The organism is Pseudomonas sp. USTB-Z, from assembly GCF_019691255.1.
In the GTDB taxonomy this organism is placed as follows: Bacteria; Pseudomonadota; Gammaproteobacteria; order Pseudomonadales; family Pseudomonadaceae; genus Aquipseudomonas; species Aquipseudomonas alloputida.
Genome location: NZ_JAECZP010000003.1, coordinates 351,616 through 376,497, shown reverse-complemented (window position 1 = coordinate 376,497; position 24,882 = coordinate 351,616). Strand labels below are relative to the sequence as shown.

Annotated in this window: 20 protein-coding genes, 4 tRNA genes and 1 pseudogene; 22 read left to right on the top strand and 3 right to left on the bottom strand. The window is 61.5% G+C overall.

From position 1 onward, the window contains the following. Positions 1–236 precede the first annotated feature (236 nt). The 3 genes and pseudogenes from I8746_RS27465 to I8746_RS05805 all read left to right on the top strand — a co-directional run. Positions 237–566: pseudogene (locus I8746_RS27465) on the top strand (PAS domain-containing protein); the annotation flags it as partial. Between the two features lie 360 nt (positions 567–926). After that, positions 927–1,802, top strand: coding sequence for a methyl-accepting chemotaxis protein (locus I8746_RS27460; RefSeq protein WP_409077995.1), 876 nt, complete (start codon positions 927–929; stop codon positions 1,800–1,802). Between the two features lie 13 nt (positions 1,803–1,815). After that, positions 1,816–3,504: a bifunctional diguanylate cyclase/phosphodiesterase gene (locus tag I8746_RS05805; protein ID WP_221100284.1), complete on the top strand. Its 1,689-nt coding sequence runs from the start codon at positions 1,816–1,818 to the stop codon at positions 3,502–3,504. Positions 3,505–3,610: 106 nt separating this feature from the next. On the opposite strand, the gene I8746_RS05800 is transcribed toward I8746_RS05805, so the two are convergent. Then, positions 3,611–5,359 carry a sigma-54-dependent Fis family transcriptional regulator gene (locus tag I8746_RS05800; RefSeq protein ID WP_221100283.1) on the bottom strand — a complete coding sequence of 583 codons (1,749 nt, stop codon included), beginning with the start codon at positions 5,357–5,359 and terminating at the stop codon, positions 3,611–3,613. A 223-nt stretch (positions 5,360–5,582) separates the two neighbouring features. On the opposite strand from I8746_RS05800, the gene I8746_RS05795 reads away from it, so the two are divergent. The 6 genes from I8746_RS05795 to I8746_RS05770 are packed head-to-tail and all read left to right on the top strand — an operon-like array spanning position 5,583 to position 11,505. Then, on the top strand, positions 5,583–6,677 hold the full coding sequence (locus I8746_RS05795; RefSeq protein WP_003250223.1) for an ABC transporter ATP-binding protein: 1,095 nt from the start codon (positions 5,583–5,585) through the stop codon (positions 6,675–6,677). Further along, positions 6,677–7,774 (top strand): ABC transporter ATP-binding protein, encoded by a 1,098-nt coding sequence (locus I8746_RS05790; protein ID WP_012053072.1) that lies wholly within the window; start codon positions 6,677–6,679, stop codon positions 7,772–7,774. The genes I8746_RS05795 and I8746_RS05790 overlap by 1 nt, the downstream gene beginning before the upstream one ends. Continuing rightward, a complete protein-coding gene (locus I8746_RS05785; RefSeq protein WP_003250226.1) occupies positions 7,771–8,637 on the top strand; it encodes a carbohydrate ABC transporter permease in 867 nt (288 codons plus the stop codon). The genes I8746_RS05790 and I8746_RS05785 overlap by 4 nt, the downstream gene beginning before the upstream one ends. A 3-nt stretch (positions 8,638–8,640) precedes the next feature. Further along, entirely contained in the window at positions 8,641–9,441 is an 801-nt protein-coding gene (locus I8746_RS05780) for a carbohydrate ABC transporter permease (protein ID WP_003250228.1), read from the top strand. A 12-nt stretch (positions 9,442–9,453) separates the two neighbouring features. Further along, a complete protein-coding gene (locus I8746_RS05775; protein WP_003250230.1) occupies positions 9,454–9,726 on the top strand; it encodes a DUF2160 domain-containing protein in 273 nt (90 codons plus the stop codon). A 39-nt stretch (positions 9,727–9,765) separates the two neighbouring features. After that, complete coding sequence (locus I8746_RS05770) at positions 9,766–11,505, top strand: ABC transporter substrate-binding protein (RefSeq protein ID WP_003250232.1); 1,740 nt, start codon at positions 9,766–9,768, stop codon at positions 11,503–11,505. Positions 11,506–11,646: 141 nt separating this feature from the next. Here the strand turns inward: I8746_RS05770 and folD are convergent, their stop codons facing one another. Next, positions 11,647–12,501, bottom strand: a complete 855-nt coding sequence (folD, locus tag I8746_RS05765; protein ID WP_003250234.1) for a bifunctional methylenetetrahydrofolate dehydrogenase/methenyltetrahydrofolate cyclohydrolase FolD — start codon at positions 12,499–12,501, stop codon at positions 11,647–11,649. 269 nt (positions 12,502–12,770) lie between these two features. Between folD and I8746_RS05760 the strand changes: the two genes are divergently transcribed. The 11 genes from I8746_RS05760 (at position 12,771) to I8746_RS05710 (ending at position 22,428) form a co-directional block, all read left to right on the top strand. Then, positions 12,771–12,847 (top strand) — tRNA-Arg (locus tag I8746_RS05760). Between the two features lie 41 nt (positions 12,848–12,888). Next, a tRNA-His gene (locus I8746_RS05755) sits at positions 12,889–12,964 on the top strand. Between the two features lie 52 nt (positions 12,965–13,016). Further along, a tRNA-Leu gene (locus tag I8746_RS05750) sits at positions 13,017–13,101 on the top strand. A 36-nt stretch (positions 13,102–13,137) separates the two neighbouring features. Continuing rightward, positions 13,138–13,213 (top strand) — tRNA-His (locus tag I8746_RS05745). Positions 13,214–13,401: 188 nt separating this feature from the next. After that, positions 13,402–13,701 (top strand): DUF6388 family protein, encoded by a 300-nt coding sequence (locus tag I8746_RS05740; protein WP_012053070.1) that lies wholly within the window; start codon positions 13,402–13,404, stop codon positions 13,699–13,701. A 249-nt stretch (positions 13,702–13,950) separates the two neighbouring features. Then, positions 13,951–15,264 (top strand): trigger factor, encoded by a 1,314-nt coding sequence (gene tig, locus I8746_RS05735; protein WP_003250238.1) that lies wholly within the window; start codon positions 13,951–13,953, stop codon positions 15,262–15,264. A 91-nt stretch (positions 15,265–15,355) separates the two neighbouring features. After that, on the top strand, positions 15,356–15,997 hold the full coding sequence (gene clpP / locus I8746_RS05730) for an ATP-dependent Clp endopeptidase proteolytic subunit ClpP (protein WP_003259400.1): 642 nt from the start codon (positions 15,356–15,358) through the stop codon (positions 15,995–15,997). Positions 15,998–16,105: 108 nt separating this feature from the next. Then, positions 16,106–17,389, top strand: coding sequence for an ATP-dependent Clp protease ATP-binding subunit ClpX (clpX, locus tag I8746_RS05725; protein WP_003250242.1), 1,284 nt, complete (start codon positions 16,106–16,108; stop codon positions 17,387–17,389). A gap of 164 nt (positions 17,390–17,553) precedes the next feature. After that, the gene (gene lon / locus I8746_RS05720) at positions 17,554–19,950 is read left to right on the top strand and encodes an endopeptidase La (protein ID WP_012053069.1); all 2,397 of its coding nucleotides are present in this window, start codon (positions 17,554–17,556) and stop codon (positions 19,948–19,950) included. A 152-nt stretch (positions 19,951–20,102) separates the two neighbouring features. Further along, on the top strand, positions 20,103–20,375 hold the full coding sequence (gene hupB, locus I8746_RS05715) for a nucleoid-associated protein HU-beta (RefSeq protein WP_003250246.1): 273 nt from the start codon (positions 20,103–20,105) through the stop codon (positions 20,373–20,375). Positions 20,376–20,556: 181 nt separating this feature from the next. Next, positions 20,557–22,428 carry a SurA N-terminal domain-containing protein gene (locus I8746_RS05710; protein WP_012053068.1) on the top strand — a complete coding sequence of 624 codons (1,872 nt, stop codon included), beginning with the start codon at positions 20,557–20,559 and terminating at the stop codon, positions 22,426–22,428. Positions 22,429–22,544: 116 nt separating this feature from the next. Here the strand turns inward: I8746_RS05710 and I8746_RS05705 are convergent, their stop codons facing one another. Next, on the bottom strand, positions 22,545–23,585 hold the full coding sequence (locus I8746_RS05705; RefSeq protein WP_003250250.1) for a patatin-like phospholipase family protein: 1,041 nt from the start codon (positions 23,583–23,585) through the stop codon (positions 22,545–22,547). Positions 23,586–23,762: 177 nt separating this feature from the next. On the opposite strand from I8746_RS05705, the gene I8746_RS05700 reads away from it, so the two are divergent. Both I8746_RS05700 and I8746_RS05695 read left to right on the top strand, forming a co-directional pair. Beyond that, on the top strand, positions 23,763–24,041 hold the full coding sequence (locus I8746_RS05700) for a lipoprotein (protein ID WP_003250254.1): 279 nt from the start codon (positions 23,763–23,765) through the stop codon (positions 24,039–24,041). A gap of 14 nt (positions 24,042–24,055) precedes the next feature. Next, entirely contained in the window at positions 24,056–24,835 is a 780-nt protein-coding gene (locus tag I8746_RS05695) for a CHAD domain-containing protein (RefSeq protein WP_014753843.1), read from the top strand. The last annotated feature ends 47 nt before the right edge of the window (positions 24,836–24,882 follow it).

Genomic DNA, 24,882 nt, shown 5'->3' with positions numbered 1-24,882 from the left:
AACGATATCTATCAATGTGGCGCAACGCCATGATCGATCACCTTTGTTTTATTTACGTGATGAATTTCGTAGAATTCATGGCTTGACCGGTCAGTCATCGTCACCTTCCTTGTACCGTTCGGCCTCGTGCCGTAACGGCAGGAAGCGCTTTTGCCCATTGGAACGGATCCTCATGAATCGGTTCCGATGGCCGTCGATGTACTGGGTACCGGCTTGTCATCGAATGGAGTCTCATCGTGCGCCTCAACCTGCCGGTAACCCCGGTCGAGCAACGTTTCCCCACCGATCAGCGGCTGATTTCTGCTACCGATACCGCCAGCCTGATCACCTACTGCAACCCTGAGTTTGCCGCCATCAGTGGCTACAGCGAGGCCGAACTGATCGGCAGCCCGCACAACCTGGTGCGCCACCCGGACATGCCGCCGGCGGTGTACGAGTTGATGTGGCGCTACCTGAAAGCCGGCAAGAGCTGGATGGGTATCGTCAAGAACCGCTGCCGTAACGGCGACTACTACTGGGTCAATGCCTACGTCACGCCCATCCTCGAAGGTGGGCGGGTAGTGGGTTACGAGTCGGTGCGCGTATGCCCCACGCGGGAGCAAGTAGCCCGTGCCGAAGCCCTCTATGCGCGGCTACGCAACGGTCAGGCGGCATTGTCGGCGCCGCGCCGTCTGAGCTTGCTGACGCAGGCCTTGGCCTTGCCACTGGCCGGTGGGCTGCTGGCGGTGGGTGCCAATCAGTTGTGGCCTGGCCTGGTGGGGCAGGGGCTGACCGTGGGGCTGTTCGTGGCCTGCGGTCTATGGGCGCGCAATGCCCTCGGGCGGCAGCTGCAGCAGATCGTGCAGGGGGCCGAAGGTGCCTTCGCCGACCCGGTTGCAGCCTTGACCTACAGCGACCTGTCGGGTGCTGCCGGGCAGTTGCAACTGATGCTGATCAGCGAAGAGGCACGCCTGAAAACCGCATTGACGCGGCTAAGCGATCTGGCGGGGCAAATGGCCGTGGCCGCTCGCGATGCCGGGCAGTTGTCGCGCAGCACCGAGACGGCATTGCTGGAGCAGCGTGCCGAAACCGACCTGAGCGCCACTGCAATGAACCAGATGGCCGCCTCCATTGGCGAAGTCGCCAACCACGTGCAGTTGACCGCCGCCGAGGCACACACGGCGCACCTGCTGGCCGAGCAAGGTAGCCAGGTGGCCGATGCCAGCGGCACGGCCATTCGTAACCTGGCCAGCACTGTGACGCAGATCAACCAGGCGGTCAGCCACCTGGCGGGCCAGACCGGCGCCATCGCCGAGGCAGCCGGGATGATCCGCGGCATTGCCGAGCAAACCAACCTGCTGGCCCTCAACGCCGCCATCGAGGCTGCCCGTGCGGGCGAGCAGGGCCGGGGCTTTGCCGTGGTCGCCGACGAGGTCCGGGCATTGGCCGACAAGACCCGCCAGTCCACCCTGCACATCCAGGCCATCATCGATGCCCTGCGCAGTGGCGCCGAGGAAGCCGTGGCGATCGCCAGCCGAGGCATCGACGGTGCCGAGCAAGGCGTTGCCCAGGTGCAGGAAGCCCGACAGGCGCTGCATGGCATTCGTGACGCGGTACAGCGCATCAGCGACATGAGCCAGCAGATGGCCACCGCCTCGCAGCAGCAGTCGGCGGTGGCAGAAGATGTTTCGCGGCAGATCAACGGCGTAGCCGGTATTGCCCAGCACAGCGCCCACAGCGCCAACGCCGCCGCCTCGCGCGGTACCGAACTGGAACACGTGTGCGCCGGATTGCGCGCCCTGGTGGAGCGCTTCAACCGCTAAGGCAGGATGCTTTATGGATGATAACTATCGCGCGGCCGTGGACGCGGCCGCAATCTTTTCGGAAACCGACCTGCGTGGGAACATCACCTACGTCAATCAGCAGTTCTGCAGCATCTCGGGCTACAGCCGTGAAGAACTGTTGGGGGCCAACCACCGCATCCTCAATTCCGGGCTGCATGAACCGACGTTCTTTGTCGGCATGTGGCGGGCTTTGGTCGCCGGGCGGGTGTGGAAGGGCGAAATCTGCAACCGGTCCAAGGACGGTTCGTTGTACTGGGTCGACAGCACCATGGTGCCACTGGTCGATCCGCTGACAGGCCAGGTGCGCAAGTATGTGTCGATCCGCTTTGACGTCACGGAGAAGCGCCAGCTGCTGCATACCTTGCAGTGGCGGGTGGGCCACGATGTGCTCACCGGCCTGCCTAACCGCGCCTACCTGTCCGACCTGCTGAACCAGGCCCTGGCCTACTCGCGCCGCGAAGGCATCTCGCTGGCGGTGTGCATGCTCGACCTGGATGGTTTCAAGGCGGTCAACGACGGCTACGGGCATGCCGTGGGTGACCTGCTGCTGGTGGAAGTGGCGCAGCGCCTGAAGAGTATCCTGCGTGGTGGGGATGCCGTGGCCCGGCTGTCGGGCGACGAATTCGTGCTGATCCTGCGCGATGTCGATGATGAGCACCAGCTGCATGCAGCCCTGCAGCGGGTGTTGCGTGCCTTGGCGGCGCCCTGTGTGGTGCGTGAGCATACACTGTCGCTCAGCGCCAGTATCGGCGTGACCCTGTACCCGCAGGATGACGAAGATGCCGACACCCTGGTGCGCCACGCCGACCAGGCCATGTATGTGGCCAAGCAGCGCGGGCGCAACCGTTACCATCGGTTCGACGTGTCGCAGGAACAGGAGCTCAAGGCCACCCACCAGACCGTGGCGCGCGTGCGCCGGGCGCTGCGCAACGGTGAGCTGTGTCTTTACTACCAGCCCAAGGTCAACCTGCGCAGTGGCAAGGTACTGGGCTTCGAGGGCTTATTGCGCTGGCAGCGGCCAGGCCGTGGTGTGGTGCCGCCTGGCGATTTCCTGCCCTGGGTAGAGCAGACCGACCTGATCGTCGAAATCGGCGAGTGGGTGATCGGGCAGGCGTTGAGCCAGTTGCAGGCCTGGCAGCGCCAAGGGCAGCCCTGGTCGCTGAGCGTGAATATTGCCGCGCGGCATTTGCAGCGCAATGACTTTGCCGAACGCCTGCAGCAGTTGCTGGCAGCGTACCCGGCGGTGGACCCGGTGCTGCTGGACCTGGAAATCGTCGAGTCAGTGGCCATCGACAACCTGCAGCATGTCAGCCGCTGCCTGGATGCCTGCCGTGCGTTGGGTGTGCGTTTCTCGCTGGACGATTTCGGCACCGGTTATTCGTCCTTGAGTTACCTGAAACGCTTGCCGACCCAGACGATCAAGATCGACCAGTCGTTCGTGCGTGACATCCTTCATGACCAGGACGACCTGGCGCTGACGGAGGCGGTGATCGGCCTGGCGCGGGCGTTTGGCCGCGAGGTGATTGCCGAGGGGCTGGAGAGTGTCGAGCACGGTCGGGTACTGATGGGCCTGGGCTGCGAGCTGGCGCAGGGTTACTGCATCGCCCGGCCGATGCCCGCCAGTGACGTGCAAGCCTGGGCACAGGCCTACCGGCAGCCAGTGCAGTGGCGTGACCCTTGAAGCTCATCAGCGGGCCGTGGTCTTGACCTGCACGGGGGCGCCACCTGCTGTCGATCAGGGGTGGCTTCGAAAACCTGCTGTGCGGCGCGCTTCAGGGTCAATCGATTCATCGCTTACGCAACCGCTTGTACAGTGTGGTGCGGCTGATACCCAGTTGGCGGGCCACCGCCGACAGGTTGCCATTGGCTTGCTCGACCAGGCTCTGCAGGTCCGTCTCTTCAGTCGCTATCGGCACCGGTGTTTTCGACTCGGCCAGAAAACCCGCTGGAAGGTGCTCGACGCCGACCGGTCCGTTGGCCGCCAGGGCCAACGCGACCTGTAGCACACTCACCAGTTCGCGCAGGTTGCCCGGCCAGGGGTGTTGATCGAACAGGTCGATTATGGCCGGGGGCAGCCGCGCAGGTTGCCCGGGCTCGCGGTAGCGGGCATGCACCTGCTCAATCAGCTGGCGCCGGTCAGCGCGTTGGCGCAGGGGAGGCAGCACCAGTGTCAGGCCGGCGATGCGGTAGTACAGGTCCTGGCGAAAGCGCCCGGCGCGCACTTCTTCGGCCAGGTTGCGATTGCTCGCCGACACCACGCGGATATCCACCGGCACCGGTTCGCCACTGCCCAGCGGCTGGATGCTGCGCGACTGCAGTACGCGCAGCAGGCGGGCCTGGGTGGGCAGTGGCATGTCGCCAATCTCATCCAGAAACAGGATGCCGTGGTCGGCCTTGCGGATCAGCCCCGGGTTGCCCTTGTGGTGGGCGCCGGTGAACGCGCCTTTGTCATAGCCGAACAGTTCCGACTCCACCAGTTCGGCCGGGATCGCCGCACAGTTTACGGCAACCAGCGGCTGCCTGGCGCGGCTGCTGGCCCGGTGCAGGGTGTCGACGAACACTTCTTTGCCTACGCCTGTTTCGCCCTCCACCAACACCGGGATGTCCTTCTCCAATAGCAGGCCGGCTTGTTTCAAGGCTTTTTCCAGGCGCGGCTCGGCGTTGCCGGCTTCGGGGCGTCGAATGGTTTCGCGTGGGGGGTGCCACTGGCAGTGAAAGCGGTTGCGCCCGGTGGCCTGCAGAGCGAAGGGCTGCTGTCGGGGATGGCTGAGCAGCTGTTGCAGGGGTAACTGGAACAGTTGCTCGATGTTTTGCTGCAGCGGGTTTACGCCGAGCAGGCTATCGGCCCGGTGATTGGCAGCCAACACCTGTCCGCGCTCATCGAACACCAGCAGGCCGGCCCAAGGGCTGTCGAGGTTGTCGGAGGCGCTGTTGAAGATCAGTTGTGCATGCTGGTCAGCATGTTCGGCGAGGATCAGGCGGTTTTCCAGGCTCTGGCCCATCATGCGCACCAGCCCAAGCGTCTGGCTGGCCGGCAGGTAGCCGTCGCTGGCTACGTCGAGCACCCCGACCAGCTGCCGTGCGGCGTCGAACAGGGGGGCGGCGGCGCTGGACATGTAGCGGTTCTGGCGCAGGAAGTGTTCGTCCTGGCCGACGTGAATCGCTTCGGCGCAAATCAGTGTGGTGCCCAGGGCATTGGTGCCGACGCCACGTTCGTGCCAATGGGCGCCGGCGCTGAAACCATGGTGCTGGCGCGGTTCGATGAAACGCCGCGAGCCCCAGCTGTCGAGCAGGCAGCCGCTGGCATCGGCCAGCATCACCAGGTAGCTGGCGTTACCCAAGAGGTGCGCATAGTGCGGTAGCACTTCCTCGCGGGTCAGGCGTAGCAGGTTTTGGCGCCGCTCCAGCAGGGCGCTGAGCTCGGCGCAGGACAGGCAGTCAAAGTCCGGCGCATGCTGCGGCTGCAGGCCGTGGTCGCGGCAGCGGTCCCAGGAAGCCTGGATCAGGCGGGTGTGGGTCGAAGCGGATGCGGCCATGGGCCTGTCCTGTGTGATTGTTGTCATGGGTCGACCGCCGTTCAGTGTTGTTCACGGCTGTTCATTGTCAAACTGGCCAGTGTCCAGTTGTGCAGTGATTGTGTTCACCTGCGCGCCCGCGATTTGCCAGCGCTGCCACCCAGGCCCCGAACCAGAGCACCGGGCAAGGACTGGCACGGAACTGGCTGTAGCCGGCAGACAACAATCACAAAAAGGCCACGCCATGTCCCTGGTGCTGGAGCAGGTCAGCCGTAGCGTCGACAACCAGCCGTGGATCGTCGAGGCGTCACTGCGTTTCGAGCCCGGTTCGTTCAATGTGCTGCTGGGTCGCACCCTGGCCGGCAAGACCAGCCTGATGCGCCTGATGGCCGGGCTGGACCGTCCGGACCGGGGGCGGGTGCTGATGGATGGCCAGGACGTCACCGGTGTGCCGGTGCGTCAGCGCAATGTGTCGATGGTGTATCAGCAATTCATCAATTACCCGACCTTGAGCGTGTACGAAAACATCGCCTCGCCGCTGCGCCAGGCGCGCATGGCCGAGGACCAGATCCGACGGCGGGTGCAGGAAACTGCCGAGATGCTGCGCATCGAAACCTACCTGCAACGCCTGCCACTGGAGCTCTCCGGTGGTCAGCAGCAACGCACGGCGATGGCCAGGGCACTGGTCAAGGATGCCTCGTTGATCCTCTTCGACGAGCCATTGGTCAACCTCGACTACAAGTTGCGCGAAGGCCTGCGCCAGGAGCTGCGCGAGCTGTTCGCGGCGCGCCATTGCATTGCTGTGTACGCCACCACCGAGCCCAACGAGGCGCTGGCACTGGGCGGCACCACCACGCTTGTGCACGAAGGCCGTATCGTGCAGAGCGGGCCCACCGCCGAGGTCTATCAGCGCCCCAGCAGCGTGCTGGCTGCCGAGCTGTTTTCCGAGCCGCCGATCAACCTGGTGTCTGGCCGTATCACGGGTAACGAGGTGAGCCTGGCCCAGACCGTGCACTTTGCCCGCAATGCCGACCTGGAGCCGCTGGCCGAAGGTGACTACCGCTTCGGCGTGCGCCCCAGCCATATCGCGCTGGTGCCGGCCCATGACGATGACCTGGAGCTGGCGGTGCTGGTGGAGTTGGCCGAGATCAGTGGGTCAGAAACATTTCTGCATGTGCGCAACGAATACTGGCGCATGGTGCTGCACCTTCCCGGGGTGCACGAATACCAGGTGGACACGCCGATACGCGTGTTCATCCCCACGCACAAGCTGTTCGTTTTCGACAGCGCCGGGGTGTTGGTGCAGGCCCCGGGGCTGCGTCAGGCGAGGAGAGGGTGATGGCCGAAATCCGCCTGCGCCAGCTGGCGCACAGTTACAGCCGCCAGCCCGCCAGCGAGGCAGACTATGCCCTGCACGCACTCGAACATGTGTGGGAACAGGGCGGTGCCTATGCGTTGCTCGGGCCGTCGGGCTGCGGCAAGTCGACCTTGCTCAATCTCATTTCCGGGCTGCTGACGCCGTCTCATGGCGAGGTGCTGTTCGACGGCAAGCCGGTCAACCAGCTGTCCCCGCAGGCGCGCAATATCGCCCAGGTGTTCCAGTTCCCGGTGGTGTACGACACCATGACGGTGTTCGACAACCTGGCCTTCCCCTTGCGCAACCAGGGGCTCGATGAAGCCCGGGTGCGTGCCCGGGTGGAAGAAATTGCCGAAGTGCTCGAGCTGACTGCCGTGTTGCGCAAGAAAGCACGCAACCTCACCGCCGATGAAAAGCAGAAAGTCTCCATGGGGCGTGGCCTGGTGCGCGATGACGTGTCGGCGATCCTGTTCGACGAGCCGCTGACGGTGATCGACCCGCATCTGAAGTGGAAGCTGCGGCGCAAGCTGAAGCAGATCCATGAGCAGTTCAACATCACCATGATCTACGTCACCCACGACCAGTTGGAGGCCTCGACCTTCGCCGACAAGATCGCGGTGATGCACGGTGGACGCATCGTCCAGTTCGGCACACCGCGCGAGCTGTTCGAGCGCCCGCGGCATACGTTCGTCGGTTATTTCATCGGTAGCCCGGGCATGAACTTGATCGACGTGCGTGCCGAGGCGGGCGCGGTGGTGTTCGGCGATGTCCAGTTGGCACTGCCCGATGGTCTGTGCGAGCGCCTGGCTGCATTGGCGGGCGGGCGGCTGCAGGTGGGCATTCGCCCGGAGTTCGTGCAGCTGTGGGACAGCCCGTTCGAGGGTGCCTACCCGGCACGGGTGCTGGACGTCGAAGACCTGGGTACCTATCGCATCGTCACCCTCGAACTGGGCGGTGTCGCGCTCAAGGCGAGGCTGGGCGAGGACCGCCCGTTGCCTGTGGACAAGGCCTGGGTCAGCCTGCCGGCGCAGTGGCTGATGCTGTATGTCGACGATGTGCTGCTGGAGGCCGGGCCATGAACAACAAGGTGCCGAACAACAAGGCCTGGTGGCTGGTGCTGCCGGTGTTCCTGCTGGTCGCGTTCAGCGCGGTGGTGCCGATGATGACGGTGGTCAACTACTCGGTGCAAGACATCTTCGACCAGTCCAGCCGCTACTTCGTCGGTGCCGACTGGTACCGCCAGGTACTGCGCGACCCGGCGCTGCACGACGCATTGCTGCGCCAGTTCATTTACTCGGCCTGTGTACTGCTGATCGAAATTCCGTTGGGTATAGGCATCGCCCTGGCCATGCCAACCAAAGGCCGTATGGCCTCGGTGTGCCTGATCGTCATGGCTATCCCGTTGCTGATCCCGTGGAACGTGGTCGGCACTATCTGGCAGATTTTCGGCCGGGCCGACATTGGCCTGCTCGGCGCTTCCCTGGCCAAGCTCGGGGTCAGCTACAACTATGCCGGTGACCCGTTCGACGCCTGGCTCACCGTGCTGGTGATGGATGTGTGGCACTGGACTTCGTTGGTGGCTCTGCTGTGCTATTCGGGGCTGCGTGCGATCCCCGACGTGTACTACCAGGCCGCGCGCATCGATCGGGCCTCGGGCTGGGCGGTGTTTCGCCATATCCAGCTGCCCAAGCTCAAGAACGTGCTGGTGATCGCGTTGATGCTGCGCTTCATGGACAGTTTCATGATCTACACCGAGCCGTTCGTGCTGACCGGCGGCGGGCCAGGTAATGCGACCACGTTCCTCAGCCAGACCCTCACGCGTATGGCCGTAGGGCAGTTCGACCTGGGGCCGGCGGCAGCGTTTTCACTGGTGTACTTCCTGATCATCCTGCTGGTGTCGTGGCTGTTCTACACAGCCATGACCCATGCCGACAAGGACTAGGCCATGAGCACACGCAAATCAATGGCCCTGCTGCTGTACTTCTTCTTCCTGCTGGTGCCGATCTACTGGTTGCTGAACATGTCGTTCAAGAGCAACGCCGAGATCCTTGGCGGCCTGACCCTGTGGCCGCAGGCGTTCACGCTCGACAACTACCGAGTGATCTTCACCGACGCCAGCTGGTACAGCGGCTACATCAACTCGCTGTACTACGTGTGCCTGAACACGCTGATTTCACTGCTCGTGGCGTTGCCCGCGGCCTATGCGTTCTCGCGCTACCGCTTTCTCGGCGACCGCCACCTGTTCTTCTGGCTGCTGACCAACCGCATGGCGCCACCGGCGGTGTTCCTGCTGCCGTTTTTCCAGTTGTACTCGTCGATCGGGCTGTTCGATACCCACATTGCCGTGGCGCTGGCCCATTGTCTGTTCAACGTACCGCTGGCGGTGTGGATCCTGGAGGGTTTCATGTCGGGCGTGCCAAGGGAAATCGACGAAACCGCCTACATCGACGGCTACAGTTTTCCACGCTTCTTCGTGAAGATCTTCATACCGCTGATTGGCTCCGGCATCGGCGTCACGGCGTTTTTCTGTTTCATGTTCTCCTGGGTCGAACTGCTGCTGGCGCGCACCCTGACCTCGGTGAATGCCAAGCCGATTGCCGCGGTGATGACCCGCACGGTGTCGGCATCGGGCATCGACTGGGGTGTGCTGGCGGCGGCGGGGGTGCTGACCATCTTGCCGGGCATGCTGGTGATCTGGTTCGTGCGCAATCATGTGGCCAAGGGCTTCGCCCTGGGCCGGGTGTGAGGAGGGCAACACATGGAGTGGATGGCCTGGACCCTGCCGACAGCGCTGTTCTTCGCCGCTGTGGGCCTGTTGCTGCTGGGCATGACATTGCTTGAACTGCGTCGCCCCTGCGTAGAGCGACGGGGCTTTTTGCCGCTGGTCACCAGCCGTGGTGACCGTTTGTTCATCGGCCTGCTGGCCAGCGCCTACCTGCACCTGCTGGTGGTCGGTGTCAGCGACTGGCCATTGTGGGTGGCCTCGCTGCTGTCGCTGGCGTGGCTGGCGGTGGTGTTGCGCTGGGGCTGAGCAAGCGGCCCTGTGGGATAACTGAAACGGGAGATCACAATGTTCGACAACAAACACAACAGGCGACATTTGACCCTGGCCGCGTTGCTGGTACTGGCCAGCGTGCAAGGCACAGCCTGGGCCGACCAGTACGAAGAGGCGGCAAAGAAATGGATCGGCAGCGAGTTCAAGCCTTCGACCCTTACCCCCGAACAGCAGTTGGCCGAATTGCAGTGGTTCATCAAAGCAGCCGAGCCGTTTCGCGGGATGAAGATCAACGTTGTGTCGGAAACCATCACCACCCATGAATACGAGTCCAAGGTGCTGGCCAAGGCTTTCAGTGAGATCACCGGCATCCAGTTGACCCACGACCTGCTGCAGGAAGGCGATGTGGTGGAAAAACTGCAGACGCAGATGCAGTCGGACAAGAACATCTATGACGGCTGGGTCAACGACTCCGACCTGATCGGTACGCACTTTCGCTACGGCAAAGTGGAATCGATCACCGACCTGATGGCCAACGAGGGCAAAGCCTACACCTCGCCGACCCTCGACCTGAAGGACTTCATCGGTATTTCCTTCACCACCGCGCCCGATGGCAAGGTCTACCAACTGCCCGACCAGCAGTTCGCCAACCTGTACTGGTTCCGCGCCGACTGGTTCGAACGGCCTGAGTTGAAGGCCAGGTTCAAAGAGAAGTACGGCTATGAACTGGGAGTGCCAGTGAACTGGTCGGCGTACGAGGACATTGCCAAGTTCTTCACCGAAGACGTCAAGGAGATCGACGGCAAGCGTGTCTACGGGCACATGGACTACGGAAAGAAAGACCCGTCACTGGGCTGGCGCTTCACCGATGCCTGGTTCTCGATGGCCGGCGGCGGCGACAAAGGCCTGCCCAATGGTTTGCCGGTCGATGAATGGGGCATTCGCGTGGAGGACTGCCATCCGGTGGGTTCCAGCGTGACCCGCGGCGGCGATACCAATGGGCCGGCCGCCGTCTATGCCACGCAGAAGTACGTGGACTGGATGCGTGCCTACGCGCCCAAGGAAGCGCAGGGCATGACATTCTCCGAAGCCGGCCCTGTGCCGGCGCAAGGCAACATTGCCCAGCAGATATTCTGGTACACCGCGTTCACCGCCGACATGACGAAGCCCGGCTTGCCGGTTGTGAATGCCGACGGCACGCCGAAGTGGCGCATGGCGCCTTCACCGAAGGGGCCATACTGGGAAGAGGGTATGAAACTCGGCTACCAGGACACCGGCTCGTGGACCTTCTTCAAGTCCACCCCCGAGAAGCAACGCTTGGCGGCGTGGCTGTACGCCCAGTTCGTCACCTCAAAGACCGTATCGCTGAAAAAGACCATCGTCGGCCTGACGCCGATTCGTGAGTCGGACATCAACTCCCAGGCCATGACCGAGTTGGCGCCCAAGCTCGGTGGGCTGGTGGAGTTCTATCGCAGCCCTGCGCGGGTGCAGTGGACGCCGACCGGCACCAACGTGCCGGACTACCCGCGGTTGGCGCAATTGTGGTGGAGCCATATCGCCGAAGTCGCCAGTGGCGAAAAGACCCCGCAGGAAGCCCTGGATGGGCTGGCCCGCGACCAGGACCGCATGATGGAGCGCCTGCAACGCTCCAATGCCCAGGCGACGTGTGCACCCAAGCTGAATCCGGAGAAGGACGCCCAGTACTGGTTCGACCAGCCGGGTGCGCCGAAAGCCAAGCTGGCCAACGAAAAGCCCATGGGCGAGACCGTCAGCTACAACGAACTGCTGAAGTCTTGGGAGGCGGCCAGGAAGTGATCGGCTGAACACCGTGGTGGCTTCCCCGCCCCCTGGGGGCGGACAACCGCTTGCAAGAGCAGGCTCGTCCGCGAAGAGGTCATTTGTCACGGGCAAAAAAAACGGCACCTGCAAAAGGTGCCGTTTTCGCATTACGCGGTATTACTTGTGCAGCTCTTCTGCCGCGTACAGCGTGTTCTCCAGCAGGCACGCCCGGGTCATCGGCCCGACGCCGCCCGGCACCGGTGTGATCCAGCCGGCGCGGGGCAGGGCAGTCTCGTAGACCACGTCGCCGACCAGCTTGCCGTCTTCCTGGCGGTTGATGCCCACGTCGATGACGATGGCGCCTTCCTTGACCCACTCACCCTTGACCAGGCCCGGCTTGCCGGCAGCCACGACCACCAGGTCGGCACGCCCGACATGGCCGGCCAGGTCCTTGGTGAAGCGATGGCAGACGGTCACGGTGCAGCCGGCCAGCAGCAGTTCCATGGCCATCGGGCGGCCAACGATGTTGGACGCGCCGACGATCACCGCGTTCATGCCGTACAGGTCCTGACCGGTGCTTTCCAGCAGGGTCATGATGCCTTTCGGTGTGCACGGGCGCAGCAGTGGAATACGCTGGGCCAGGCGGCCGATGTTGTACGGATGGAAGCCGTCCACATCCTTGTCCGGGCGAATGCGCTCGAGCAGCAACGAGGCGTCCAGGTGTGCCGGCAGCGGCAGTTGCAACAGGATGCCGTCGACGGCCGGGTCGTCATTGAGACGGTCGATCAGCTCGGTCAGGGCTTGTTGCGTGGTCTCGCTGGGCAGGTCGAAAGCCTGCGAAATGAAGCCGACCTCTTCGCAGTCCTTGCGCTTGTGCGAGACATAGACTTGGGAGGCGGGGTCGGTGCCGACCAGGATCACTGCCAGGCCCGGCGTACGCAGGCCTTGCTGGCGACGCTCCACGACACGTTGAGCGATCTGCTGGCGCAGGCTGGCGGCGATAGCCTTGCCATCGATTAGGTGTGCAGTCATAGACGCGTGATTAACCATCGAGAAGGAACAATAAAGAACGTGCATTCTCGCACGACATGGGCCAAGGGCAAAGGCGGGTGGTCGGGCAAATCCCCTAACCCCTTAAATAATTTAAATTTTTTCGAAAAAGGTGTTGACGACTTTCGGGGTCGACTATAAGATTCGCCGCACTTGTCGGGCGCAGCCTAGCACTGGTTGGCTAAGTCGGGCAGAATGAGTGGTTTAACAGTTCCTTGTTAGCGTCTCGTTCGGTTAGGCTTCAAGCTTAAGCGCCCGTAGCTCAGCTGGATAGAGCATCCGCCTTCTAAGCGGATGGTCGCAGGTTCGAGTCCTGCCGGGTGCGCCATTAGGCAGCTTTGGCAAGCAAGTAGGTTGTAATGCAATATGGTGGGCGTAGCTCAGTTGGTAGAGCGCTGGATTGTGATTCCAGTTGTCGTGGGTTCGATTCCCATCGTCCACCCCATATTTTTCAAGGGCGCCTCGATAGCATCTGGCGCCTTTGTTTTAAGCGTTACGCGGACGTGGTGAAATTGGTAGACACACTGGATTTAGGTTCCAGCGGCGCAAGCTGTAAGAGTTCGAGTCTCTTCGTCCGCACCATGCTTCTGTAAGGTTGTACCGCAAGACCGCAATATGGTGGGCGTAGCTCAGTTGGTAGAGCGCTGGATTGTGATTCCAGTTGTCGTGGGTTCGATTCCCATCGTCCACCCCATATTCCTGAAAGGCGCCTTGATCGTGAGATCGGGCGCCTTTTTGTTTTGGGGCTGCGTAGCGGTGATGAGTTGCGCCCCGGCCAAAACAGCTCCTGCCCCTTGTAATCCACTGGTGGCACCCCAATAAAAGCTGTTAGATTTCAGCCGGTTGAAACACCGGCCCGTTTGGCCGGCAAAGGACATCACGATGATTGCAAAAGAAGCCCGTCAGGCCCTGGCGCTGCAGCGCTTTGCCGACGCCAATCCGCAGTTGCTCGAGGAGATCCGCGAGCTGGATGCGCGTGAGCAGGCCCAGCAGATCGAGTGGGCGTTCGAGGATGCCGCCGAGGAGCAGGGTATCGAACCCTGGGAGCTGGCGCTGCAATTGATTGCTGAATCCCCGGAGCAGTTGCAGGCCATGCGCCTGGAAACGCACCGTGAAGTAGCCGAGGCGCTGGGGCTGGAATGGGAGGAATACTGCCAGTTCAACGACATTGATCCTCAATAAAGGAGGCGAATGCGTTGCGGGTAGTTGTTTGACAAAGTATTTCGGTTGTAGGCCGCCCTCCGGCGCCGTGCAGCCCCTATTGGAAGCAGGCCTGGCGCTGTGCCGTGCGGGCCTTGAAAGTTAATCGACCGGCGTTGTTTTCAGTCGTCCCGTGTGGGGTGACTTCTGCTGCGTGACTCACTAGAATGTTTGCCCTTGATTCTGGAGTCGGGCTAACGCCGGCTAACGTCTGTGCAACGAGGAATATCCATGCAAGTTTCTGTTGAAAACACTTCCGCTCTCGAGCGCCGCATGACCATCGCCGTTCCGGCCGAGCGCGTCGAGAACGAAGTCAACAAGCGTCTGCAGCAGACTGCCAAGCGCGCCAAGATTGCGGGCTTCCGTCCTGGTAAGGTACCGATGACCGTGATCCGTCAGCGTTTCGAGGCGGACGCCCGTCAAGAGGCTTTCGGTGACCTGGTCCAGGCTTCCTTCTACGAAGCCATCGTCGAGCAGAAGCTGAACCCGGCTGGCGCCCCGGCTGTAGAGCCCAAGTCCTTCGAAAAGGGCAAGGATCTGGAGTTCGTCGCCATCTTCGAAGTGTTCCCTGAGTTCACTGTTGCGGGCCTCGAGTCGATCAAGGTCGAGCGCCTGAGCGCCGAAGTGGCTGACAGCGACCTGGACAACATGCTGGAAGTGCTGCGCAAGCAGAACACCCGCTTCGAGGCCGTCGAGCGCGCTGCGCAGAATGACGACCAGGTCAACATCGACTTCGTCGGCAAGGTCGACGGTGAAGCGTTTGCCGGTGGTTCGGCCAAGGGCACCCTGCTGGTGCTGGGCTCCGGCCGCATGATCCCAGGCTTCGAAGAGGGCCTGGTAGGCGCCAAGGCTGGCGAAGAGCGCGTTGTCAACGTGACCTTCCCAGAGGACTATCAGAACCTGGACCTGGCTGGCAAAGCCGCCGAGTTCACCATCACCGTCAACAGCGTTTCGGCACCTGTACTGCCAGAACTGAACGAAGCGTTCTTCGCCCAGTTCGGCATCAAGGAATCGACGCTGGAAGGCTTCCGCGCCGAAGTTCGCAAGAACATGGAGCGTGAGCTGCGTCAGGCGATCAAGACCAAGGTCAAGAACCAGGTCATGGACGGTCTGCTGGCCGCCAACCCGATCGAAGTGCCAAAGGCCCTGCTGGAAAACGAAGTCAACCGTCTGCGCGTGCAGGCTGTTCAGCAGTTTGGTGGCAACATCAAGCCTGAGCAGCTGCCAGTCGAACTGTTCGAAGAGCAAGCCAAGCGCCGCGTCGTGCTGGGCCTGATCGTGGCCGAAGTGGTCAAGCAGTTCGAGCTGAAGCCGGACGACGCCAAGGTTCGCGAGATGATCGAAGAAATGGCTTCGGCTTACCAAGAGCCTGAGCAGGTCATCGCCTGGTACTACAAGAACGACCAGCAACTGAACGAAGTGCGTTCGGTTGTGCTGGAAGAACAAGTTGTAGATACTGTTCTGCAGAAAGCGACTGTGACCGACAAATCGGTCTCGTACGAAGAAGCCGTCAAACCAGCCGAGGCGCCTGCCGCTGCTGAGTAACGGTCTTCTCTCGTAGGAAACCTCCACAAGCCAGCCTTCGAGCTGGCTTGTGCGTATTCAAGCCATGACTATTTGGGAGTGAGCGCAGGACATGTCCCGCAATTCTTATATTCAGCAGAGCTCTGACATCCAGGCCGCAGGCGGCCTGGTCCCGATGGTTATCGAGCAGTCCGCCCGTGGCGAACGCGCTTACGACATCTACTCGCGCCTGTTGAAGGAGCGAGTGATCTTCCTGGTTGGCCCGGTAGAGGACTACATGGCCAACCTCGTCGTTGCGCAACTGCTGTTCCTTGAGGCGGAAAACCCGGACAAGGATATCCATCTGTACATCAACTCGCCGGGCGGTTCCGTCACCGCCGGCATGTCGATCTACGACACCATGCAGTTCATCAAGCCGGACGTTTCGACCATCTGCATCGGCCAGGCCTGCAGCATGGGCGCCTTCCTGCTGGCGGCAGGTGCCAAGGGCAAGCGTCATTGCCTGCCTAACTCGCGCGTGATGATCCACCAGCCGCTGGGCGGCTTCCAGGGTCAGGCCACCGATATCGAGATCCACGCCCAGGAAATCCTCAATATCAAGGCCCGTCTGAACGAGCTGCTGGCCTATCACACCGGCCAGGATCTCGAAACCATCAAGCGTGACACCGAGCGTGACAACTTCATGAGCGCCTCGCGCGCAGCCGAGTACGGCCTGATCGACTCGGTCTATGACAAGCGGCAACTGGCCTCCTGAACCGGGGGGTCAGAGCAGGTGGGCGTCGAAAGCGCCTACCTGCGGACTTGAAAAAGCCCGCAATTGCCTTCATCTTGTGTTGCAAGCCTACCGGATTGGATCGATCGAATGACTGACACCCGTAACGGCGAGGACAGCGGCAAATTGCTTTATTGCTCCTTCTGCGGCAAAAGCCAGCACGAAGTGCGCAAACTGATTGCCGGGCCCTCGGTATTTATCTGCGACGAGTGCGTCGACCTGTGCAACGACATCATCCGTGAGGAGGTGCAGGAAGCCCAGGCCGAGAGCAGCGCGCACAAATTGCCTTCGCCGAAAGAAATCAGCGGCATCCTGGACCAGTACGTGATTGGTCAGGAGCGCGCGAAGAAGGTGCTGGCCGTAGCGGTGTACAACCACTACAAGCGCCTGAACCAGCGTGACAAGAAGGGTGACGAAGTCGAACTGGGCAAGAGCAACATCCTGCTCATCGGGCCGACCGGCTCGGGTAAGACCCTGCTCGCCGAAACCCTGGCACGCCTGTTGAACGTACCGTTCACCATTGCTGACGCCACCACCCTGACCGAAGCCGGTTATGTGGGTGAGGACGTCGAAAACATCATCCAGAAGCTGTTGCAGAAGTGCGACTACGACGTGGAAAAGGCCCAGATGGGCATTGTCTACATCGACGAAATCGACAAGATCTCGCGCAAGTCGGACAACCCGTCCATTACCCGTGATGTCTCGGGCGAGGGCGTGCAGCAGGCACTGCTGAAGCTGATCGAAGGCACCGTGGCCTCGGTCCCGCCGCAAGGCGGCCGCAAGCACCCGCAACAGGAATTCCTGCAGGTTGATACCCGCAACATCCTGTTCATCTGCGGTGGTGCGTTCTCGGGCCTGGAAAAGGTCATCCAGAACCGCTCCACCAAAGGCGGCATCGGTTTTGGTGCCGAAGTGCGCAGCAAGGAAGAGGGCAAGAAGGTTGGTGAGTCCCTGCGTGAGGTCGAGCCGGACGATCTGGTCAAGTTTGGCCTGATTCCGGAATTCGTCGGCCGCCTGCCGGTACTGGCTACCCTCGACGAGCTGGATGAGGCTGCGTTGATGCAGATCCTCACCGAGCCGAAGAATGCCCTGACCAAGCAGTATGCCAAGCTGTTCGAGATGGAAAGCGTCGACCTCGAGTTCCGCAGCGATGCGCTCAAGGCCGTTGCACGCAAGGCCTTGGAGCGCAAGACTGGCGCTCGTGGCCTGCGTTCGATCCTCGAAGGCGTGCTGCTCGATACCATGTATGAGATTCCTTCGAAAAAGGATGTCAGCAAGGTGGTTATCGACGAGAGCGTCATTGAAGGTACCTCGCAGCCGCTGATGATTTACGAAAACAGCGAACCGCAAGCCAAAGCCGCACCAGACGCCTGATTCAGGCAATGGCCGGTTCTCGGTTGCAAGCAAGAAGGGGGCCTACGGGCCCCTTTCTGCTTTTCCTGTGCAAGCGCTTGTAATTTCTCAAGCGTGCCCCCACATTAGGTCCAAGCATCATTTCCACCGGTTTCCGGCCATAAGGCCGCTGTAGAGGCGAAATCATGAAGACCACCCTCGACTTGCCTCTTTTGCCATTGCGCGATGTCGTTGTTTACCCGCACATGGTTATCCCGCTGTTCGTGGGGCGCGAAAAGTCCATCGAAGCCCTCGAGGCGGCGATGACGGGCGAAAAGCAGATCCTTCTGCTGGCCCAGAAGAACCCAGCCGACGACGATCCGGGTGAGGACGCCCTGTACCGCGTCGGTACCGTTGCCACCGTGCTGCAACTGCTGAAGCTGCCTGATGGCACCGTCAAGGTGCTGGTCGAAGGCGAACAGCGGGGTGCGGTCGAGCGCTTCTCCGAAGTTGAAGGGCACATCCGTGCCGAAGTCTCCCTGATCGACGAAACCGACACTGCCGAGCGCGAGTCGGAAGTGTTCGTGCGCACGCTGCTGTCGCAGTTCGAACAATACGTTCAGCTGGGCAAGAAGGTGCCTGCCGAAGTGCTGTCTTCGCTGAACAGCATCGACGAGCCAGGGCGCCTGGTCGACACCATGGCCGCGCACATGGCCCTGAAGATCGAGCAGAAGCAGGAAATTCTTGAAATCGTCGACTTGACGACCCGTGTCGAGCACGTGCTGGCACTGCTGGATGCCGAAATCGACCTCCTGCAGGTCGAAAAGCGCATTCGCGGCCGGGTCAAGAAGCAGATGGAGCGCAGCCAGCGCGAGTACTACCTGAATGAGCAGATGAAGGCCATTCAGAAAGAACTTGGCGATGGTGATGAAGGCCACAATGAAGTCGAAGAGCTGAAAAAGCGCATCGAAGCCGCAGGTCTGCCTAAGGATGCCTTGACCAAGGCTCAGGCGGAGCTGAACAAGCTCAAGCAAATGTCTCCGATGTCGGCCGAAGCTACCGTGGTGCGCTCGTACCTCGACTGGTTGGTGCAGGTGCCGTGGAAGGCTCAGAGCAAGGTGCGTCTGGACCTGACCAAGGCCGAGGAAATCCTCGATGCCGACCACTATGGCCTGGAAGAGGTCAAGGAACGCATCCTCGAATACCTTGCCGTGCAGAAGCGCGTCAAGAAGATCCGCGGTCCGGTGCTGTGCCTGGTCGGGCCACCCGGTGTCGGCAAGACCTCGCTGGCCGAGTCGATCGCTGCCGCCACCAACCGCAAGTTCGTGCGCATGGCCCTGGGTGGCGTGCGTGACGAGGCCGAGATCCGTGGCCACCGCCGTACCTACATCGGCTCCATGCCGGGTCGCCTGATCCAGAAAATGACCAAGGTGGGTGTGCGCAACCCGTTGTTCCTGCTCGACGAGATCGACAAGATGGGCAGCGACATGCGCGGTGACCCCGCTTCGGCACTGCTGGAAGTGCTCGACCCTGAACAGAACCACAACTTCAACGACCACTACCTGGAGGTCGACTACGACCTCTCGGACGTGATGTTCCTGTGCACCTCGAACTCGATGAACATCCCGCCGGCGCTGCTGGACCGGATGGAAGTCATCCGTCTGCCTGGCTACACCGAGGACGAAAAGATCAACATCGCGGTCAAGTACCTGGTGCCCAAGCAGGTCAAGGCCAACGGCTTGAAGAAGGAAGAGCTGGACGTCGACATCTCGGCGATTCGCGACATCATCCGCTACTACACCCGTGAAGCCGGTGTGCGGGGCCTGGAGCGGCAAATTGCCAAGGTCTGCCGCAAGGTGGTCAAGGAACATACCGGGCAGAAGCAGGTCAAGGTCAAGGTGGCCAGCGAGCAGCTGGAGCACCTGCTGGGCGTGCGCAAGTTCCGCTATGGCCTGGCCGAGCAGCAGGATCAGATCGGCCAGGTAACCGGCCTGGCGTGGACCCAGGTGGGTGGCGAGTTGCTCACCATCGAGGCCGTGGTCATCCCCGGCAAGGGCCAGTTGATCAAGACCGGCTCGCTGGGCGATGTCATGGTCGAGTCGATTACCGCCGCGCAGACCGTGGTGCGCAGCCGCGCCCGCAGCCTGGGGATTGCTGCCGACTTCCACGAGAAGCATGACGTGCACATTCACATGCCTGAGGGCGCCACGCCGAAGGACGGCCCAAGTGCCGGTATCGGAATGTGCACCGCACTGGTGTCGGCGCTGACGCAGATTCCGGTACGTGCCGACGTGGCCATGACCGGCGAAATCACCTTGCGTGGCCAGGTATTGGCCATTGGCGGGCTGAAGGAAAAACTGCTGGCGGCACACCGTGGCGGGATCAAGACGGTGATCATTCCCGAGGAGAATGTTCGCGATCTCAAGGAGATTCCTGAAAATATCAAACAGGATCTTCAGATCAAACCGGTCAAATGGATTGACGAAGTCCTGCAAATTGCGCTGCAATACGCCCCGGAGCCCTTGCCAGATGTGGCTCCGGAGATTGTCGCGAAAGACGAGAAGCGCGACGGCGATGCTAAGGAAAGAATCAGCACGCATTAGTAGTTTTTGGCTGGGGGGCTTTCCTTGACAGTATTTTCGGCGCCTTGCTATAAAGCGGCACGTTATTGTCGCCATGCCTCCCAGCACACGTTTCATAAGCTTTTCATTACATACTTAGAAACAAACTCAATAGAGAAATAAGGGGACTTAGAGTGAACAAGTCGGAACTGATTGACGCTATCGCCGCATCTGCAGACATCCCGAAAGCTGTAGCCGGCCGTGCGCTGGACGCAGTCATCGAATCCGTCACCGGCGCCCTGAAGCAAGGTGACGATGTGGTACTGGTTGGCTTTGGTACCTTCTCGGTCAAGGAGCGCGCCGAGCGTACCGGCCGCAACCCGCAAACCGGCAAGGCAATCAAGATCGAAGCCGCCAAGGTTCCAGGTTTCAAGGCAGGCAAAGGCCTGAAAGACGCCGTCAACTAAGTCGTCTTTCAGCCGGACCCGGCCTGGCCTGGTCCGAGCACGGTGATGGCGGGGCGCAAACGTTCCCGCCTGACACGTTTGCTAAGAAAAGGCGCATCCTCGGATGCGCCTTTCTTTTATCAGGATTCTACCCACGCTCCGCGGTTGTCGACGCAGTGGTACAGCCGTTTCTGGGGGACGCATGCTGCAAAATATCAGGGACAATTCACAAGGTTGGATTGCCAAGACCATCATCGGCCTTATCGTCGTGTTGATGGCATTGACCGGTTTCGAAGCCATTTTCCAGGCCGCCACTCATAGCCAGGACGCCGCCAAGGTGAACGGCCAGACCATCAGCCAGAACGAACTGAGCCAGGCGGCCGACATGCAGCGCCGTCAACTGATGCAACAGTTGGGCAAGGATTTCGACCCGGCGCTGCTGGATGACAAGTTGCTGCGAGAGGAGGCACTCAAGGGGCTGATCAGTCGCAAGCTGCTGCTGCAAGGTGCTGAGGATGCCAAGTTCGCATTCTCCGAGGCCGCGCTGGATCAGGTGATCTTGCAGACCCCTGAGTTCCAGGTGGACGGCAAGTTCAGCGCTGACCGTTTCGACCAGGTGATCCGCCAGATGGGCTACGGCCGTATGCAGTTCCGCGAGATGCTCGGCGAGGAAATGCTCATCGGCCAACTGCGCACCGGCCTGGCCGGCAGCAGCTTCGTCACCGATCAACAGGTCGATGCCTTCGCTCGCCTGGAGAAGCAGACCCGCGACTTCGCCTCCCTGACGTTCAAGGCCGACCCGGCCGCAGTCAAGGTCAGCGACGAAGAGGTCAAGGCGCACTACGACCAGCACGCCAAGGAGTTCATGTCGCCTGACCAGGTCGTGATCGACTACATCGAGCTGAAGAAGTCGGCGTTCTTCGATCAGGTCAAAGTGACCGACGAAGAGCTCAAGGCCCAGTACGAGAAGGAAATCGCCAACCTGGCCGAGCAGCGCCATGCCGCGCACATCCTCATCGAGGTCAACGACAAGGTCAGCGACGCCCAGGCCAAGGCCCGCGCCGAAGAGATCGAGCAGCGTCTGGCCAAGGGTGAGGACTTTGCCGCTTTGGCCAAAGAGTTCTCTCAGGACCCAGGCTCCGCCACCAGCGGTGGTGACCTCGGCTTTGCCGGCCCGGGCGTATACGACCCGGCCTTCGAAGAGGCGCTGTACCAGCTGCAGAATGGCCAGGTATCTGCTCCGGTGCGCACCGAGTTTGGCTACCATCTGATCAAGCTGCTGGGCGTCCAGGCGCCAGAAGTACCGAGCTTCGCCAGCCTGAAGGACAAACTGACCCGCGATCTGAAGATGCCGCTGGTCGAGCAGCGTTATGTCGACGCCAGCAAGCAACTGCAGGATGCTGCCTACGAGGCTTCCGACCTGGCCCAGCCGGCCCAGGACCTGAACCTCAAGGTGCACACCTCCGCGGCCTTCGGCCGTGAGGGCGGTGAAGGCATTACCGCCAACCGTGCGGTGGTGCAGGCGGCGTTCTCTGAAGAAGTGCTGGATGAGGGTGCCAACAGCACCGCCATCGAGCTCGACCCTGAGACCACCGTGGTGCTGCGCGTCAAGGAACACCGCAAACCAGAGCAACTGCCGCTGGACGCTGTGGCCAAGAACATCAGGGAGCACCTGGCCAAAGAGAAGGCGACTGCCGAACTCAAGGCCAAGGCAGACAAGCTGATTGCCGGCCTGCGTGACGGTTCCATCGCAGCAGGCAGCGTTCACGAAGGCCAAGGCTGGAAAGCCTATGAAGCAGTCACCCGTGGCGAGGACGGTATTGACCCGGCCGAACTGCAGGCACTGTTCCGTCTGGGCAAGCCGCAAGCCAAGGACAAGCCTGTGTATGGCAGTGTGGTGCTGCGTGACGGAAGCCTGGTGGTGTTGCAGCTCAAGGGTGTGAACGACGGCGCTACCGCCACCGACGAAGAGAAGCAGCAGATTCGCCGCTACCTCGCGTCCCGTGCTGGCCAGCAGGACTTTGCGGCTTACCGCAAGCAGCTGGAAGCCAATGCAGACATCACCCGTTACTAAGGTGTTCGTTGCATGAAGAAACAGGCCGCCTCGTGCGGCCTGTTTCGTTTTCGCCAGCCGCGAGCACGGTCATTGTCGAGCACCACACCGCCTTCAGGTGCGGCGCCAACCAGGTGCTACCGCTTCACCCCTTCATAACTGTCCAGCGTATCGCGTGCAATCTCTCGCCCCAGGGCGATGAGCTCCGGCGCTTTGTAGAACTCGAAAAACCGGCACACCCGCTTGGGCACGTTGATCAGCACATCCGGTGGATAGCCGGCAATCTTGTACTGTGCCAACGAAGTCTGCATGACCTCGAAGCTCTGGTTGATCAAGTCCAGCAGCGAGGCTGGCCCCACGTTGTCGATGATGAAAGAGCCGGTGGCCGACTTCGGTGCGCCCTCGCGCTCCGGGGCCGCTGCCGGTTGCTGGTTTTCCGGGTCGGCGCTGTCGGCAAGCCACGGGCTTGGCGGTGCCAACCCCTCGGCGACGATTTCCTTTTCGATGCGGATCAGCTCTTCCGCCGGTTTGCGCCGGAATGGCAAGCGTGAACCCAGCGAGCTCAACAAGGCGTCAAAGCGCATCTTGAATGCCGCCGGGCGCTCGATCACCGGCAACTGGTACTGCTTCTGGTTGGTGGCGTTGAGGTTGACCGCGATGATCAGGTCGCAATGGCTGGACACCACCGGCACGATTGGCAGCGGGTTGAGGATGCCACCGTCGACAAGCATGCGGTTGCCTTGCATCACTGGCGTGAACAGGCTGGGAATGGCCGCTGAGGCGCGCATGGCCTGATGCAGGCAACCCTCCTGGAACCAGATTTCCTGCTGGTTGGTAAGGTCGGCGGCCACTGCGGTGTAGGGTATGCGCAGTTGCTCGATGTTTATCTCGCCGACGATCTTGCGGATCTGCCCGAACACCTTGTCGCCGCGAATCGCACCGAGGCGAAAGCTGACGTCGACCAGGCGCAGCACATCCAGGTAGTCGAGGCTTTCGATCCAGTTGCGATACTCGTCCAGCTTGCCGGCGGCATAGATACCGCCAATCACCGCGCCCATGGAACACCCTGCGACGCAGGCTATGTCGTAGCCGCGGCGCTCGATTTCTTCGATCACGCCGATGTGTGCATACCCTCGGGCGCCGCCCGATCCCAGTACCAGTGCCACACGTTTGCTCATGAACATTCCCCGGCCAGTGCCATCATGGTCCTACAATGCACCCATCGCTGCCTGTGCTTCAATGTAGATCGTGCTGAGCTACTGTAATAAAACTGGCCAGGCAAAGCCGGCTGGGCATGGCACTTTCCAGCTGTCGGAGCGTCGAACAGCCACCGTTTTTCCATAGAGGTATTACTGATGAAAGCCTGGATCTGCCTTCCACTGATTGCCTTGGCCCTAGCTGGCTGCGCGGGCAAGACGGCCTACCGTGACAGCTGCGCGACCCAGCTGGATGCCGCCTGGAAGGAACTGGACCTGGCCAAGGCCGAAGGCTTTGCCGGTGCTGTAAGTTATTCCAAAGCCTTGTCACTGCTGACCGGGGCCAAGACCCAGCAGCAGTTCGAAGGCTACGAAAGCTGTACCCGCAAAGCCGAAAAGGCGCGGTTCTACATTCGTGAATCTCGCGCCGGGCGCTGAACAGGGAGCATCGTATGTCAGCCATGCTCGACCATGTCGTTGCCCAGATACTGACCTTGCAGGTGCGCTTGCTGGCCTGTCGTGAACGCCTGGCTGCCAATACCGACAGCGAGGCCTTGCACGACCTGCGTATCACCTTGCGGCGCCTGCGCAGTCTGCTGAGGCCGCTGCGTGGGCTGCCTGGCGTGGAGCAGCTGGAGGATGCTGCACGTTCGCTGGGGACCCTTACCACGCCGCTGCGTGATCGCGAGGTGCTGGCGGCCGAGCTGATCGGGCGCGGTCATGCGGCAGCCGGCCAGCGGCGTCTGGAGGGGCGAGACAGGACTTTCGCCAGTGTCGCTGCCAGCCCACAGCTGGCCAGGGTATTGGCAATTCTCGACGCCTTTCCATTGTTCCTGCGAGCGGCGGGCCGGGAGGGGCTGGTCAAGTCGCTGGGCAAACGCATCGACAAGCGCCTGGTCAAGCAGTGGCGCAAGTTGCACAAAGCGTTGCAGGACCCGGCTCACGATCGCCACCGCCTGCGTTTGCTGATCAAGCGTGCGCGCTATGGCGATGAGGCCTACCCGCAACTCGATCACGCTGGGAAGAAACTGCAACGTCTGTTGAAAAAGGCACAGGGCAACCTGGGGGATTGGCACGACCGCCTGCAATGGCTGCTGCAAGCCCGCGATCATGCCGACCTGCTCCCCTGCAAGGCTGGTTGGGAGCAGGGGTTGCATGAGGCGGAGCGCCAGTCAGATGTGACGCTGGACGCCCTGCAAGAGGCGCTGGCGCGGCGTTATCACGGAAAATGACCGATATGCGGGCTGATTGCCCGGCGTTTGCTGGCTAGGATGAGCGG

What these genes read in the sequence shown, in the direction of transcription:
- I8746_RS05710 (WP_012053068.1), top strand. Translation starts at nt 20,557, where the DNA reads ATGCTGCAAAATATCAGGGACAATTCACAAGGTTGGATTGCCAAGACC.
- I8746_RS05740 (WP_012053070.1), top strand. Translation starts at nt 13,402, where the DNA reads ATGATTGCAAAAGAAGCCCGTCAGGCCCTGGCGCTGCAGCGCTTTGCC.
- lon (WP_012053069.1), top strand. Translation starts at nt 17,554, where the DNA reads ATGAAGACCACCCTCGACTTGCCTCTTTTGCCATTGCGCGATGTCGTT.
- I8746_RS27460 (WP_409077995.1), top strand. Translation starts at nt 927, where the DNA reads ATGCTGATCAGCGAAGAGGCACGCCTGAAAACCGCATTGACGCGGCTA.
- tig (WP_003250238.1), top strand. Translation starts at nt 13,951, where the DNA reads ATGCAAGTTTCTGTTGAAAACACTTCCGCTCTCGAGCGCCGCATGACC.
- I8746_RS05780 (WP_003250228.1), top strand. Translation starts at nt 8,641, where the DNA reads ATGAGCACACGCAAATCAATGGCCCTGCTGCTGTACTTCTTCTTCCTG.
- I8746_RS05795 (WP_003250223.1), top strand. Translation starts at nt 5,583, where the DNA reads ATGTCCCTGGTGCTGGAGCAGGTCAGCCGTAGCGTCGACAACCAGCCG.
- I8746_RS05770 (WP_003250232.1), top strand. Translation starts at nt 9,766, where the DNA reads ATGTTCGACAACAAACACAACAGGCGACATTTGACCCTGGCCGCGTTG.
- folD (WP_003250234.1), bottom strand. Translation starts at nt 12,501, where the DNA reads ATGACTGCACACCTAATCGATGGCAAGGCTATCGCCGCCAGCCTGCGC.
- I8746_RS05705 (WP_003250250.1), bottom strand. Translation starts at nt 23,585, where the DNA reads ATGAGCAAACGTGTGGCACTGGTACTGGGATCGGGCGGCGCCCGAGGG.
- I8746_RS05785 (WP_003250226.1), top strand. Translation starts at nt 7,771, where the DNA reads ATGAACAACAAGGTGCCGAACAACAAGGCCTGGTGGCTGGTGCTGCCG.
- I8746_RS05800 (WP_221100283.1), bottom strand. Translation starts at nt 5,359, where the DNA reads ATGGCCGCATCCGCTTCGACCCACACCCGCCTGATCCAGGCTTCCTGG.
- I8746_RS05805 (WP_221100284.1), top strand. Translation starts at nt 1,816, where the DNA reads ATGGATGATAACTATCGCGCGGCCGTGGACGCGGCCGCAATCTTTTCG.
- I8746_RS05790 (WP_012053072.1), top strand. Translation starts at nt 6,677, where the DNA reads ATGGCCGAAATCCGCCTGCGCCAGCTGGCGCACAGTTACAGCCGCCAG.
- clpX (WP_003250242.1), top strand. Translation starts at nt 16,106, where the DNA reads ATGACTGACACCCGTAACGGCGAGGACAGCGGCAAATTGCTTTATTGC.
- I8746_RS05775 (WP_003250230.1), top strand. Translation starts at nt 9,454, where the DNA reads ATGGAGTGGATGGCCTGGACCCTGCCGACAGCGCTGTTCTTCGCCGCT.
- I8746_RS05695 (WP_014753843.1), top strand. Translation starts at nt 24,056, where the DNA reads ATGTCAGCCATGCTCGACCATGTCGTTGCCCAGATACTGACCTTGCAG.
- clpP (WP_003259400.1), top strand. Translation starts at nt 15,356, where the DNA reads ATGTCCCGCAATTCTTATATTCAGCAGAGCTCTGACATCCAGGCCGCA.
- I8746_RS05700 (WP_003250254.1), top strand. Translation starts at nt 23,763, where the DNA reads ATGAAAGCCTGGATCTGCCTTCCACTGATTGCCTTGGCCCTAGCTGGC.